Source organism: Streptomyces sp. NBC_01445 (genome assembly GCF_035918235.1).
Lineage (GTDB): Bacteria > Actinomycetota > Actinomycetes > Streptomycetales > Streptomycetaceae > Streptomyces.
Genome location: NZ_CP109485.1, coordinates 699,957 through 713,408 on the forward strand (window position 1 = coordinate 699,957; position 13,452 = coordinate 713,408).

14 protein-coding genes are annotated in these 13,452 nt (G+C 70.2%); 1 reads left to right on the forward strand and 13 read right to left on the reverse strand.

Features of this window, described 5'->3' with window-relative positions; genetic code table 11:
* Positions 1–107 precede the first annotated feature (107 nt).
* The 11 genes from OG574_RS03455 to OG574_RS03510 form a co-directional block, all read right to left on the reverse strand.
* Complete coding sequence (locus OG574_RS03455; protein WP_326771779.1) at positions 108–557, reverse strand: SRPBCC family protein; 450 nt, start codon at positions 555–557, stop codon at positions 108–110.
* Positions 545–1,441 (reverse strand): RNA polymerase sigma-70 factor, encoded by an 897-nt coding sequence (locus OG574_RS03460; protein ID WP_326771780.1) that lies wholly within the window; start codon positions 1,439–1,441, stop codon positions 545–547. Before OG574_RS03460 ends, OG574_RS03455 begins: the two co-directional genes overlap by 13 nt.
* A gap of 131 nt (positions 1,442–1,572) precedes the next feature.
* Positions 1,573–2,019, reverse strand: coding sequence for a PaaI family thioesterase (locus OG574_RS03465; RefSeq protein ID WP_326771781.1), 447 nt, complete (start codon positions 2,017–2,019; stop codon positions 1,573–1,575).
* Positions 2,020–2,104: 85 nt separating this feature from the next.
* Positions 2,105–2,266, reverse strand: a complete 162-nt coding sequence (locus OG574_RS03470; RefSeq protein ID WP_326771782.1) for a hypothetical protein — start codon at positions 2,264–2,266, stop codon at positions 2,105–2,107.
* Positions 2,263–2,742, reverse strand: coding sequence for a dihydrofolate reductase family protein (locus OG574_RS03475; protein ID WP_326771783.1), 480 nt, complete (start codon positions 2,740–2,742; stop codon positions 2,263–2,265). The genes OG574_RS03470 and OG574_RS03475 overlap by 4 nt, the downstream gene beginning before the upstream one ends.
* Positions 2,743–2,827: 85 nt before the next feature.
* Positions 2,828–3,427, reverse strand: a complete 600-nt coding sequence (locus OG574_RS03480; protein WP_326771784.1) for a phosphoribosylanthranilate isomerase — start codon at positions 3,425–3,427, stop codon at positions 2,828–2,830.
* Between the two features lie 540 nt (positions 3,428–3,967).
* A complete protein-coding gene (locus OG574_RS03485; RefSeq protein ID WP_326771785.1) occupies positions 3,968–4,636 on the reverse strand; it encodes a fasciclin domain-containing protein in 669 nt (222 codons plus the stop codon).
* A gap of 66 nt (positions 4,637–4,702) precedes the next feature.
* Positions 4,703–6,349 (reverse strand): molybdopterin-dependent oxidoreductase, encoded by a 1,647-nt coding sequence (locus tag OG574_RS03490; protein ID WP_326771786.1) that lies wholly within the window; start codon positions 6,347–6,349, stop codon positions 4,703–4,705.
* Between the two features lie 280 nt (positions 6,350–6,629).
* Positions 6,630–7,382 carry an anti-sigma factor gene (locus OG574_RS03495; protein ID WP_326771787.1) on the reverse strand — a complete coding sequence of 251 codons (753 nt, stop codon included), beginning with the start codon at positions 7,380–7,382 and terminating at the stop codon, positions 6,630–6,632.
* Positions 7,379–7,963, reverse strand: a complete 585-nt coding sequence (locus OG574_RS03500; RefSeq protein ID WP_267893695.1) for a sigma-70 family RNA polymerase sigma factor — start codon at positions 7,961–7,963, stop codon at positions 7,379–7,381. Before OG574_RS03500 ends, OG574_RS03495 begins: the two co-directional genes overlap by 4 nt.
* Positions 7,964–8,262: 299 nt before the next feature.
* A complete protein-coding gene (locus tag OG574_RS03510) occupies positions 8,263–9,639 on the reverse strand; it encodes a cryptochrome/photolyase family protein (RefSeq protein ID WP_326771788.1) in 1,377 nt (458 codons plus the stop codon).
* A gap of 204 nt (positions 9,640–9,843) precedes the next feature.
* On the opposite strand from OG574_RS03510, the gene OG574_RS03515 reads away from it, so the two are divergent.
* Positions 9,844–10,908, forward strand: coding sequence for a PP2C family protein-serine/threonine phosphatase (locus tag OG574_RS03515; RefSeq protein WP_398376919.1), 1,065 nt, complete (start codon positions 9,844–9,846; stop codon positions 10,906–10,908).
* 23 nt (positions 10,909–10,931) lie between these two features.
* On the opposite strand, the gene OG574_RS03520 is transcribed toward OG574_RS03515, so the two are convergent.
* Both OG574_RS03520 and OG574_RS03525 read right to left on the reverse strand, forming a co-directional pair.
* Positions 10,932–11,414, reverse strand: a complete 483-nt coding sequence (locus tag OG574_RS03520; protein ID WP_326771790.1) for a MarR family winged helix-turn-helix transcriptional regulator — start codon at positions 11,412–11,414, stop codon at positions 10,932–10,934.
* Entirely contained in the window at positions 11,414–13,102 is a 1,689-nt protein-coding gene (locus OG574_RS03525) for an MFS transporter (protein ID WP_398376921.1), read from the reverse strand. The genes OG574_RS03520 and OG574_RS03525 overlap by 1 nt, the downstream gene beginning before the upstream one ends.
* Positions 13,103–13,452: the final 350 nt, after the last annotated feature.

The window sequence follows — 13,452 nt, forward strand, 5'->3', positions numbered from 1 at the left end:
CCCCGGTTTCGTGTCTCGCGTCTCGTGTCTCATGGCTCGCGTCTCGTGACCACAGCGCGACCGGAGTCGTCGTCTTCATCACCGACAGCCGGGCAACCCGTCAATGCCTAGGCGCGCGAGGCCAGCGCGGTGTTGGCGGCGTCGAGGATGTTGCCGAAGGTGCGGGTGATGATCGGCCGCGCGAGGCGTCGGGTGAGCATGCCTCCGAGCAAGGGGACGGGGATCTCGGCGCGGGTGGTCCAGCACACGCGGGTGCCGCCGTCGACCTCGGTGAACGTCATGCGGCCGAGTTCGTGCCGGGACGGCGGCAGGCTGCGCTCGACGACGTACTCGGTGGCGTGCGGCGGGTCGTAGTGGGTGATGCGTTCCCGGAACCAGCCGATCAGCCACAGGTGACCGCGTACCGCACCGACGCCGTACGGCGCGGACTCGCCGTGCCGGGTCAGGCGGCAGCGCACCACCAGGGGTGAGCTCGTGTAGTTGGTGGTCGTGGTGAGCCAGGCGAAAACATCCTCGACCGGGGCGGCGATGACCCGTTCAACGGTCATGGATTCCATGGCTGTTGGGCTCCTCTGTCGATGAGGGACACCGCGTCGGCGCGATGGAGCTTGTCCGGGTTGCGGATGCCGTACAGGCCGGTGATCCGTCCGTCCCGGATCTCGAACGCGACGAGCCAGTCGAGTTCACCAGCGGTGATGAACCGCGCCGCCGGCATGCCGTTGTACGTCCCGTGCTCGACGTGGGTCGCCGCTGTCGTGGTACGGAGGACGCCGAGGACGAACCGTGCGACGTCGGCGCGGCCGGTGATGGGTCGCCGGGCTGCGACCACCTTCCCTCCGCCGTCGGAGATCTGCACGACATCGGGTGCCAACAGGTCCATCAGCGCCTGGACTTCGCCGGTAGCCGCCGCGGTCAGGAACCGGTCGACGATCTCCCGGCCGGCATCCGAGTGAGGATCGAAACGACGGCGCCGCGCGCGGACGTGCCCGCGGGCGCGATGGGCGATCTGCCGGACGGTGGCCTCGGCCTTGCCCACCGCGGCGGCGATCTCACCGTGGGTGTAGCCGAACACGTCGTGCAGCACGAACACCGCGCGCTCGGTCGGGTTCAGCGTCTCCAGGACGAGCATCATGGCCATCGACACCGACTCGGCTAGGATGATGTCGTCGGACACCTCGGGTGCGGTGCGGATCGGCTCGGGCAGCCAGGGCCCGACGTACTCCTCGCGCCGCGCCCTGACCGAGCGCAGATGGTTGAGTGCCTGCCGGGTCACGATGCGGACCAGGTAGGCGCGCGGATGCTCGACCGACGTCTGGTCGACGTCGCGCCACCGCAGATAGCTCTCCTGGAGCACGTCCTCGGCGTCGGTGGCGCTGCCCAGCATCTCGTAGGCGATGGTGAACAGCAGCGGACGGTGTTCGGTGAAGGCGTCCTCAGTCACGGCCCTCCCCCACCACGCGCTCGCGTCGGCACTCCGGCAGCACGCCCGGCTCCTCTCGTCGGATGCCCATCGAGACACCCCGTACGAGCGATCCGTGACAGTCCGAGCGTGTGATTCAGTTCACAATGTGGTCACGCCGACGTCGACGCTTGGTCGAGGGGGATGACCCGGGCCGTGGCACTGGCGGTCGCGAGGATCGCCCCGCCGGTGTCGGCGAGGGTGGCATCCAGGAAGGCGATGTCCCCTGCCCGGTGCACCACGCGCCCCTTCCCGATGATCCGGCCCGGGCGGACGGGCCTCAGGAATTGGGTGTGGAGTTCCAGCGTGGACTGGAACTGGTCCGGTTCGAGCGTGGCCAGAAGTGCGGGACCGACCGTGTCGTAGAGCATCGCGGCGAGGAAGGCGCCCAGCACGTTCCCGGCCGGGTTGGTGAAGTCCTCCGTCGCGGTGAAGGCGAGCTCGACGGTGCCGTTGTCACCGTCCGCGTCAAGGACCTCCAACCCCAGCGTGGCAGCCGCCCGTGGCAGCGGCGCGCGCCCCTCCACGCCATCCCAGAACGGCCCGGATCGTCCTGTCATCGCAGCGCTCCCAGGTCGAAAATTCTGTCGAGAGCTCCGTCGGGGCTTCTCCTGCCGTCCCTATTCTCCGTCTCCCCCTCGGACCTCACCCCTGGTCGTCCAGCAGGAAGGATCCGTACTGGGGCTTGCCGGCCCGTTCGTAGACGCAGTATTGAACACCCGCGCCGGTGGCGCCGGATTCGGTAAGCGTCCAGGCGACAGAGGCGGCACCTTCGGCGAAGAGCTGCTTGCCCGTCCCGCGGATCACGGGGTTGATGAGCAGCCGGTACTCGTCGACGAGGTCGTGCTCCTGCAGGTGCGGATGAGGTCGCTGCTGCCCTGCGTCATGATCACGCCATCGACCCGGCCCTTGAGCTGTGCGACGGACTCGGCGGCCTCGCCCTTGAGGAGGTGGGAGTTGTTCCACTCCAGGCCGCTGTCCAGGGTGCGCGAGGCGACGTACTTGGGCATCGTGTTCAGCTTCACGGCGATCGGGTCGTTCTCATCGGTCACGCGGGGCCAGTGGGCGGCGAAGATGTCGTACGTCTTCCGGCCGAGGAGGAGATGGTCGGCGGTCTGCTCGACGACCCCCGTCATGAGGACCATGAAGTCGTCGTCGACGTACGGGACTTGCCAGCCACCGTGCTCGAACCCGGCGTCGACGTCCTCGCCCGGATCGCCCGGAGCCTGCATGACGCCGTCCATGGTGACGAACGCGGTGACGATCAGCTTGCCGCTGCTCATGACGGTGCCTTTCCATACGACTGTTTCCGGTCCAGCGGATTCAGCGAGCGCGGCCACCGGGCCGACGGTGCGGTACGCGAATGCGTTACCCGTTGCGCGCGGCCGCCACGAAGCGGCGGATCAGGTCGGCGCTCTTGACGCCCTTCTCTGACTCGACGCCGCTGGACACATCGACACCACCGGGGGCGGCCGAGCGTACGGCCGCGCCTACGTTGTCAGGGTCCAGCCCCCCTGCCAGCAGCCAGAATCCCTGGGGCGGGCGTTCGGCGAGCAGGTCGGTGTCGAAGCGGGCACCGCTGCCCGGCACCGGGGCGTCGAGGAGCAGTCGGTCAGCGGGATCCATCTCCGGGCGCGCGAGATAGCCGTCCCAGGCCAGGGCCCGGATCGTCCGGAACCCTTCGGCGCGGAGGCGTTCGAACGCCGCGTCCTCCTCGTCGCCGTGCAGCTGGACGGTGGTGAGGCGCGCGGCTGAGGCCGTTGCCAGGACCTCCTCGATGGGCTGCCGCCGGAACACGCCCACGGTCTCGACCGCGGCGGGCACGCGTCGTGCCAGCTCGCGGGCGGCTTCGGCCCCGATCAGTCGCGGGCTGCCGGGCGCGAAGACGAATCCGACGGCGTCCGCGCCTGCCGCGACCGCCGCGTCGAGTGTGTCCGCCGTGCGCAGACCGCAGATCTTTACGTACACCGATCCCTGCTCTCTTCCTTCTCTGCCTTCGCCGGGCCGGCCCCGGCGCGATGAGCTGCCGAGGCCTCGTTCGCGGCGGCCGGTGTCACCGTAGACGATCCCGTCACCGCGCCTGCGGGGTGCGTGCCCGGCAGGCGCGGCGAGGGCGACGGGTCCCGCAGCGTCCGCACCGGCGATACGGACTCGGGGGTCTCCGCGTCGACCGGGCGCGGAATCGGCAGGGACATCAGGAACGCGAGCACCATGACCGCGGCTCCGGTGAGCCTCGCCCCCAAGGTGTCCCTGGCCGCTCGAGCTCCCGGCGGCCTGCATGGCGGGCAGGGACCTGCTGATCGCCGCCTCCCACTGCGCGCTCGACAGATGGATGATCCGACCGGACACTCCCGCTCAGACGAAGTGGACGCCATCGCCCGCCGCTGCTGTCCTGTCCTGTCCTCCGACGTTGCGTACCGCTCGAGCTGCTGTTGGCTCCGCTGCCCGGGAGGTTCGCCGTGGTGGCGGTGGCGTCGAGGGGCCAGCCCCTCGACGCCACCCGCGTCACTACTTGGGCATCAGCACCGTGTCGACGATGTAGACGTTGGCGTTGGCCGTCTTGACGTTGCCGCAGACCACACTGGCGGAGTCGTTGACCTTGTAGGACTCGCCGGAGCCCGCGGTCGTCAGCCTGGACTTCTCCAGCGTCGCGTACGAGCCGCTCTCCAGGTCCTTCGGCGCGAGCTTCTGCCCCACGACGTGGTAGGTGAGGATCTTGGTGAGCGTGGCCTTGTCGTTCAGGACCTTGTCCAGGTCGGCCTTCGGGATCTTCGCGAAGGCGTCGTTGGTCGGCGCGAACACGGTGATGTTCTCGGCGTTGTTCAGGGTGTCGACCAGGCCCGCCTTCTTGACCGCGGTCACGAGAGTGGACAGGGCCGGGTTGTTGGACGCGGCGGTCGCGACCGGGTCCTTCGCCATGCCGTCGAAGGAGCCCGCGCCGTCCTTGGGCACGGAGGAACAGGCCGGGCCGAACGGCTCGTCCGCGTTGTTCATGTCGCCCGAACCGCTGTCGTTCGCCTTGTCGGACGCCTGGTCGGACGCGGCGGACGACTTCGTGTCCGAGGCCGCCTTGTCCTTGCCGTCCTCGCTCGAGCAGGCGGTCAGCGCCAGCGGCAGCATCGCCGCCGCGGCGAGAACGAGGGCTCCACGACCGGTTCGGCGGGTGACGGTGTTCATTTCTGCTCCTTGAAAGGTGTGGTGAGGGTGCTGAGTTCAGGTCGTGCGCCGAGATCGGCGCGGCGGTCAGTCCACGGTGACCACCACCGAATGCCAGCCACTGGCCCCATCGGGGATGGTGCGGGTCCGCTTCTCCGTCTGGGTCTCGCCCGTGCGGTCCGTGGCCCGGACGGTCAGGGTGTGACCGCCCGACGCGGCCTTCCAGGGGAAGGACCACTGGCGCCAGGTGTCCGTGGTGTCCTCGGCGGCCAGATCCGCCCGCCGCCAGGGCCCGTCGTCGACACGGACCTCGACCTTGTCGATCCCGCGGTGCTGGGCCCAGGCCACTCCGGCGACCATGACCGTTCCGGCCCCGAGGCGCGCGAACGGCTTGGGGGTGTCGATCCGGGACTGTGTCTTGATCGGCGCCCTGCGCGCCCAGTGCCGCTTCACCCAGTACGGGTCGTAGTCGTCGAACGTGGTGAGTTCGATGTCGTGGATCCATTTACAGGCGGACACGAACCCGTACAGGCCGGGAACCACCATGCGCACCGGGAAGCCGTGGGCGAAGGGCAGGGGCTCGCCGTTCATCCCGAGGGCGAGCATCGCGTCGCGGCCGTCCATGACGTCCTCGACGGGGCTGCCGATGGTCATTCCGTCGACGGAGCGCGCGACCAGCTGGTCGGCGGGCCCGCCCTTCGATGGCGGCTCGACGCCGCACCGGCGCAGGAGGTCGGCCAGGCGCACGCCGATCCACCGCGCGTTGCCGACGTACGGGCCGCCGACCTCGTTCGAGACGCAGGCGAGCGTGATGTTCCGTTCGATGAGCGGCATGCGCAGCAGCTCCGCGAACGACACGGTCGTCTCGCGGGTGACGCCCTTGCCGTGGATCCGCAGCCGCCACGCGTTCGCGTCGACCTTGGGCACCACGAGCGCGGTGTCGACCCGGTAGAAGTCCCTACCGGGCGTCATGAACGGGCTGACTTCCTTGATCCGCAGCGCCGCCCCCTTGGGTAGGGGTGCGGCGGCGGAGGCGGGCGCGGGCAGCGTGATCCGGCGGCGGGAGGCGACGGCGTTCTCGCCCTGCGAACCGTTCAGGGAGCGGCCCAGGAGGCCGAGCCCGGTCGACGCGGCCGCGGCGGCAGTCGCCGCGACAATGAACCCCCGCCGGTCCCAGCCCGCCTCCTCCTCTCCGCGAGCGGGCTCTGCCTCCGCGGGCGCCGTCGCACCTTGGCCGACGGGAACCTCTCTCCTACGTGGCTGCAGGCGCCCGGAGAGCCGGTACAGAAGCCCGGCTCCCACCACGGCTCCGGCCACCGACGGCAGGGCGTCGGCGACGCTCGTGGAGTCGGGCCGGCCGGTCGCGGCGAGGGCCCCGACCACGCCGAACAGGAGCACACCCGCCGAGCCGATCCGCCGGTGCCGTGCCGCCACCACGCCGAGGACGAGTGCGAGAAGCGTGAGCACGCCGAGGATGCCCAGTTGCAGGACGAGCTTGTCGTTCGTTCCGAAGTGGCGGATCGCCCAGTCCTTCACCCCGGCGGGCGTGCGGTCGATCGCCGCCCCGCCCACCGCGACGACGGGACTCGACTCGGGACGTACCGCGACAGACACGAGCTCGGCCGTCGCGAGCGCGGCGTAGCCCGCCAGGAGGCCGATCAACGCACCGAGCCCGACAAGTCGCCACACACGGGGGTGACTTGATGTCTTCGCTTCTGTACTCACACCGGTCATCCGGAGCAGTGGCCGGGTTCGGATTGGCCTCTCACTCGATCGAGGGAGAATTTCTTTCCGACCAATCCGAAGGGCTCGCGGGTACGAATGAACGGGGCGTCGCGGTCCCCTTGTCCTGCGGGGCCCTGCGGAACAAGTCCCTTTGTCGACCGGCGGACAGCGGACCAATCCGGTGGTCCCGCGCGCCAGGAATTACTTATGGACAGGACAGGGACGTGCCTGCGCCCACTCAAAACAGTTCCGGCGAGGCATTTCCATGCCTCGCCGGTGCCATGGAGGATCAGGCGGGGAAGTCCATCAGGGCCACCGGCGGGGAGGTGGGTTTGGGAGATCCGCCCGCCGGTTCGACAGTGATGCCCATGCCGGACGCCCGGTCGACGGGACCGTCCAACAGGACGGCCTGCGACCGCGAGGCGGGGTCCAGGAGTCCGGCCGGACGCATCGTTCCCCCGTCGGCGAACCACAGCTGGTAAACCTTGCCGGACGGCGGTGCGGCCAGGCCGGACGACACGAATGCCGCCTTGTCGCGGCTCTTGGAGACGACCACCGTGCCACTCGCGCCGTCGCCGAGACGCGCGGTGCCGGCCTTGGCGTCGGGCGCCCCCAGGACTGCCGCGAGCTCGGCCGACCGCCGCTGCTCCGCGCCGGCCTCGGCGCGCGCGTCCCGTGCCTCCTCGTGCTGCCACACCGCGACGCCGCCAAGACCGGCGGCGGTCGCCAGGCACGCGGCGAGCGCCCAGCGCGTGGCCCGGCGTCCCCGCGCCGGGTTCCCGCCACCGCGCGAGGGCGGCTTCGGGAGGGGCGACTCCTGGCGGACATTGGGGATCCGTCCCATGACCCGGGCCCTGAGGGCGGGCGGCGGCGTCTCACTGACGGCAAGCCCCAACCTTCCTGCCGTGGCATCCAGTTCAGCGACCTCCTGAGTGCAGGCCTCGCAGGCCACGAGGTGGCGCTCGAAGGCGGCCCGCTCGTCCTCGGACAGCGCGTGGAGCACGTAGGCGCCGGTCAGCGTGTGGACATCGGCGTTCGTCATGCGTTCACCCCCAGGCAGTCGCGCAGGCGGATGAGACCGTCGCGCAGGCGCGTCTTGACCGTGCCGAGAGGCAGCGCGAGCAGTTCGGCCACTTCCCGGTACGTGAGTCCGCGGTAGTAGGCCAGCGTGACGGACTGACGCTGGAGCTCCGTGAGGCCGCGCAGACAGCGGCGTACCTGTTCGCGTTCGAGGCGGTGCTCCACCTGTTCGGTCACCTCGTCGAACTCGGGGGTGCGGTCCAGGAGTGCGGCCTGCCGCTCCCTGGCGGCCGATGCCTCGACCGATCGGACCCGGTCGATGGCCCGCCGGTGGGCGAGGGTGAGTATCCAGTTCATGGCCGTACCGCGGTCGGGTCGGTAGCGGGCGGCGCTGCGCCACACCTCGATCAGGACCTCTTGGGCCACCTCTTCGGACTGGGCGTGGTCGCGCAGCACGCTGCGCACCACGCCGAACACCGGCCCGGCCACCCGGTCGTAGACGGCGGCGAATGCCTCCTGGCTGCCCTTGGCGGTCCGCCCCATCAGTGCCTGGAGATCGGGCTCCGGCACGGGGGACGCCCCAAGGGGTGCGATTCGGTTCACGTGGCGATCTTCCGGGAGGGAACGGCGGGACACCGGTAATGCGTAGCGGGCGGGCCGGCGGATTGGTCCTGATCCGGACGAGTTCTCCACGCGGCGCGTGCTCCGCACCCTGCGGCCGTCGCCGCTCTCGCCCCGCTCACGATGAGCTACCTGCTGCTCAGTGGCAGCGGAAAACCTCTCCTGGAACACCGGCACACGGCCGAGCGCCCCGGACACGCCGGATACGCCGCCCGCACCAACAGCTTCGTCCCTCGCCCGCCTGAAAGAGGCCCTTGACGCGGGCCGCGCAACCAGCGCGCTCAGTCCCGCCCTCGCGCCCGATTGAATCGCTCGAGCCCTTCGGCGAGTTCGATGATCGGGTCCGGGTACGCGTACTTGGCGCGCTCGGGTCCGGGCAGCTTCCACGGTTCGTGCACGGCGGGCCCGGCGAGGCCCGCGAGTTCCGGGACCCAGCAGCGCACGTACGCGCCGTCCGGGTCGTAACGCTTCGCCTGCGTCACGGGGTTGAGGACGCGGTTGGGGCGCGAGTCGGTGCCTGTCCCCGCCATCCACTGCCAGTTGAGCTGGTTGTTCGCGATGTCGCCGTCGACCAGGAGGTCCAGGAAGTGCCGGGCGCCGACGCGCCAGTCGACGTACAGCGTCTTCGTGAGGAAGCTCGCCGTCAGGAGGCGGCCGCGGTTGTGCATCCAGCCCTCGTGACGCAGTTGCCGCATCGCCGCGTCGATCACGGGATAGCCCGTACGCCCCTCGCGCCACGCCTCGATGTCGCGGGCCGCGGCCTGTTCGGAGCGCCAGCGGTCGTGGCGGGTGCGGTAGTCGTGCGCCGCGGACGCCGGGCGCGCGGCGAGGACCTGGTGGTGGAAGTCGCGCCAGGCGAGCTGACGTACGAACGCGTCGGCGCCCGGACCGCCGGCTCGGCGCGCCCGATGGACGAGTTCGACCGGGGACAGCGTGCCGAAGTGCAGATGGGGCGACAGACGTGAGGTCGCGTCGCCGGGCAGGTCGTCGTGCCCGTCCTCGTAGCCTCCGACACCGTGCCGCAGCCACGCGGTCAGCTGTGTACGGCCCGCCCTCTCCCCGCCCGCCGCGAGGCCCGGGGAGGTCCCGGAGACCCGCGCGTGTGACGGCACCTCCTCACTGGCCACGCCGTCCGGGACCCGGATCGTGCGCGGCGGCGCGAGGACATCGCGCAGGCGCTGCGCCGACCAGTGCCGGAAGTACGGGGTGAACACGGCGAAGTGGTCCGACGACGCCGGGGTGACGGCGCCCGGCGCCACCGCGGTCACGACCGCGTCATGGACGATCAGCCTCCGCCTCTGCGCCTCCAGCACGTTCCGCAGCCGCTCCTCGCGCCGCTGCGCGTAAGCGCTGACGCCGGCCGCCATGTGCACCTCGTCCGCGCCGGTCTCGGCCGCGACCCCGGCCACGGCATCGGCGACGTCCCCCGACCGCACCACGAGACGCCCACCGCACGCGCGCAACGCCGCGTCGAGATCACCCAGGCAGTCGGCGAGGAACGCCTCCCGATTGGGCACCGCATACCCGGCGGACGCGATCCCCGTGTCCCGTACGAACAGCGGCACCACCTCACTCGACGCCCGGAGCGCCGCCCGCAGCGGCGGATGGTCGTGCACACGAAGGTCGGACGTGAACAACACGATCGAGACGTTCGCCATGGCTCCGGACTCTACGAGGTGGAACAGCGGGACGTCTGGACGCGGACGGTGCGGTCACCGAGAGTCGTCACCCTCTGCCATCTCCACACGTGAGGAGCCTCTCGGCACCCGCGCCGCCCTCCGAGGGTGCACAGTGGATGGGTGGACCTACGGCGGCGCCTGGGAGGTCTGTGGCAGCGGTGGCAGCCGAGTCACGCGCTGGTGATGCTTCCGCTCGCGCTCATCGTGGTGATCACGGTCGTCGACATCCTGGTGCCGGCCGACGTGCATCTGGGGCCGCTACTGGTCGTGGCCCCCGCGCTCACCGCCTCCTTCGCCGGACCCCGCCTGACGGCATTCATCGGGGCCCTGGCGATCGGGGCCCAGATGTTCATCGGCATCCATTTCGGCGTCCTGACCACGCGCAACGTGATGGTGCAGGTCTTCTCCCTCACCGTGCTCTCCGCCCTGATCGCGTTCTTCTGCCGCGTGCGTGAGCGCCGCAAACAGGAGCTGGCCAAAGTGCGATCCGTGGCCGAGGCCGCGCAGAAGGCCCTGCTGCGACCGCTCCCCCACCGCATCGGCCCGTTGCGGATCACCTCGCTGTACCTGGCGGCGGAGGACGAGGCCGAGATCGGCGGGGACCTCTACACGGCGACAGGCACCGACGACGGCGTACGGATGATCATCGGCGATGTACGGGGACACGGGCTGTCCGCGGTCGGCGAGTCGGCGCAGCTGCTCGGTGCGTTCCGCGTGGTCGCCGACCAGCACGCCACGCTGCCCGCGCTCGCGGGCGCCCTGGACCGGAGCGTGTCCCGTTACCTCACCGATTTCATCGAGGCTGAGGACGGGATCGCCGAGCACTTCATCACCGCCCTGCTCCTGGAAATCCCCAATGACGCGCGCATGACCCGCATGACCTGCTGCGGACATCCCCCGCCGTTACTGCTGCACGAGCGCCACGTCCGTACTCTCACCACCGCCCACCCGGCCCCGCCCCTGGGCGTGGCCGCGCTGCCGGCCGCGCAGTTTCCCGTCGAAGAGTTCGCCTTCGACGCCGGTGACACCCTGATCCTTTACACCGACGGGGTCACCGAAGCCCGCGATGAGAACGGGGTCTTCTACCCGTTGGCGCAGCGAGTCGAGCAGTGGGCCAAGAACCGCCCGGAAGCACTCCTGGATCACCTCCGCCGGGACCTCCTCGCCCACTGCCGAGGACATCTCGGCGATGATGCCGCCGTCATCGCCATCCAGCGCACACCGGCCCCTCGGGTGGACCGGCACTGACGGGTCCGCCTGCGAAAGGGCCCCTAGCGTCGGCCGGTCCTCGGCGGTTCGCCGGGCCGCTGTTCGATGAGAGCGTCCAGCGCCGGCAGCGCGTCGTGCAGCGAGCGCTGCTGGTCGGGGGTGAGCTGGTCGATCCGCTCGGCGAGGCGGGTGGCTGCCTGGCGGCGCGTGGCCTGCAGGAGCGCCTGACCTGTGTCGTTGAGGGCGATCAAGGTGGCCCGCTGGTCCTTCGGGTCCGTCTCACGCTCGATCCATCCGAAGCCGTCGAGGAGGTCCACCATGCGGGAGACGGTGGACAGGGCGATGCCCATGCGCGTGGCGAGGTCGCTGATGCGCAGCGGCCCGTGAGCGGCGAGCGCCGCGAGTGCGGCCAGCCGACTGGGGGTGAGCTGGCTCTGCATGCCCTGGGCGCGGAGTTCGGGGAGGAGCTGCTGGATCGCGGCACGAAGCCCCTCGGCGAGCTCCGCCGACTGCTCGTGGTCGAAGGGGGAGGTGGGGGAGGTCATCACGGCCCCTCGGATCGGGGCGTCGGCGGGGGCGCCTCAGGGAGCGTAGTCGTCTGGGGAGGAAGGGCGGGCGCCGGGAGCGTAACGGGCTTGGGCAGGGTCCGGTCGTCGTAGATATAACGGCCACCACGCAACAGGGAAGCGATGGCGGCGACGACGCACGCGGCGATCGCGAAGCCGAAGGCCACGGACAGGCCGTCGGCGAACGGCTGGGAGATGAGCTCCGGGAAGAAGCCGCGTCCGGTGAGGTAGTGGGCGTGGCCCGGGGGCAGTTGAGCGAGTACGTGCGGGCCGAGCAGGGTCTGGATCGGGTTGTAGCCGAGGAGCGAGGCGAACAGCACGCCGACCGGCGGGAGGGCGGCGACCTTGGCGGCGTCGGCGGCGGGTACCCCCTGGGCGGTCAGGCCGTGGTTGAGGGCGGCGGGCAGGGCGCTGGACAGGCCCGCGATCATCAGGGAGAAGAAGATGCCGATGGAGAGCACCGTGGCCGAGTTCTGGAACGTGGTACTGATCCCGGCGCCCACCCCCCGCTGGTCGGGCGGCAGGCTGTTCATGATGGCCGCCCGGTTGGGTGCCGCGAACAGGCCCATGCCGAGCCCGTTCAGCAGCAGGACGAGGGCGAACATCGGATAGCTGAAGTCGACGGGCAGCGCCTGGAGCGCCAGGAAGGTGGCGGCGGCCAGCAGCATTCCCCCGGTGGCGAAGGCCCTGGCCCCGAACCGGTCGGAAGCCCAGCCGGAGAAGGGCCCCGCGACGAGGAACCCGACCGTCAGCGGAAGCATGTAGATGCCGGCCCACAGCGGGGTCTGCTCGAAGCCGTAGCCGTGGCGGGGCAGCCAGATGCCCTGCAGCCAGATGATCAGGATGAACATCAGGCCGCCGCGCCCGAGCGCCGCCAGCAGACTGGCCACGTTCCCCGCGGTGAACGCGCGGATCCTGAACAACGACAGGTGGAACATCGGCTCGGGGACCTTGGTCTCCACCACGCAGAAGACGACCAGCACCGCCACGCCACCGGCGATCGCGGCGATCACCCATGGGTTGGCCCAGCCCATGATGTCGTCGCCGTAGGGCTGGATGCCGTAGGTGATACCGGCCAGTACGGCGATCAGGCCCACGGCGAAGGTGAGGTTGCCCCACCAGTCGAGCCGGGCCCCTGCCCGTACGCCCGTGTCGTGCAGCTTCAGGTACGCCCACACGGTGCCGAAAAGGCCGAACGGCACGGACACCAGGAACACCAGATGCCAGTTGACGGGGCCGAGCAGGCCGCCGAGGACCAGGCCGATGAACGATCCGGTGATGCCCGCCACCTGGTTCAGCCCGAGTGCGAGGCCGCGCTGACGGGCGGGGAAGGCGTCGGTGAGGATGGCGTTGGAGTTCGCCATCAGCATCGCCCCGCCGACGCCTTGCAGGACCCGCATCCCGATCAGCCACAGGGCGCCCGCCGTGCCGTGCATCCAGGTCACCGACAACAGCACCGAGAACACGGTGAACACCGCGAACCCCATGTTGTACATCCGGACCCTGCCGTACATGTCACCGAGGCGGCCGAAGCTGACCACCAGCACGGCGGTGACCACCATGTAGCTCATGATCAACCACAGCAGAAGGCTCGTGTTGCCCGGCTGCAGCGGGTCCACGCCGATCCCCCGGAAGATGTCCGGCAACGCGATGAGCATGATCGACATATTGATCGTCGCGATCAGCACGCCCAGCGTGGTGTTGGAGAGCGCGATCCACTTGTAGCGCGGTCCTGGCTCACGGAAACGACCCCGACGTGCGGCGGCCGACTCAGCGGTTGTCCTTGCCACAGGGCATCACTCCCGCCCGGGAGTTAGTTGCTTGACATCAACCAATCTACTCCCGGCACCCGCATGCGGCCATGCCACCTGACCTGGGCAGACGCGCCGCCCGTCGAGACTGCGCCATCGGTGTGGCCTCCGCTCATTACCCCCGGGGTAATCGACCGACCCCTCCCCGCTCCCCGCTCCCCGCTCCCCTTGAAGGATCAAGCGCATCGCAAGGAATCCCGCCGGGA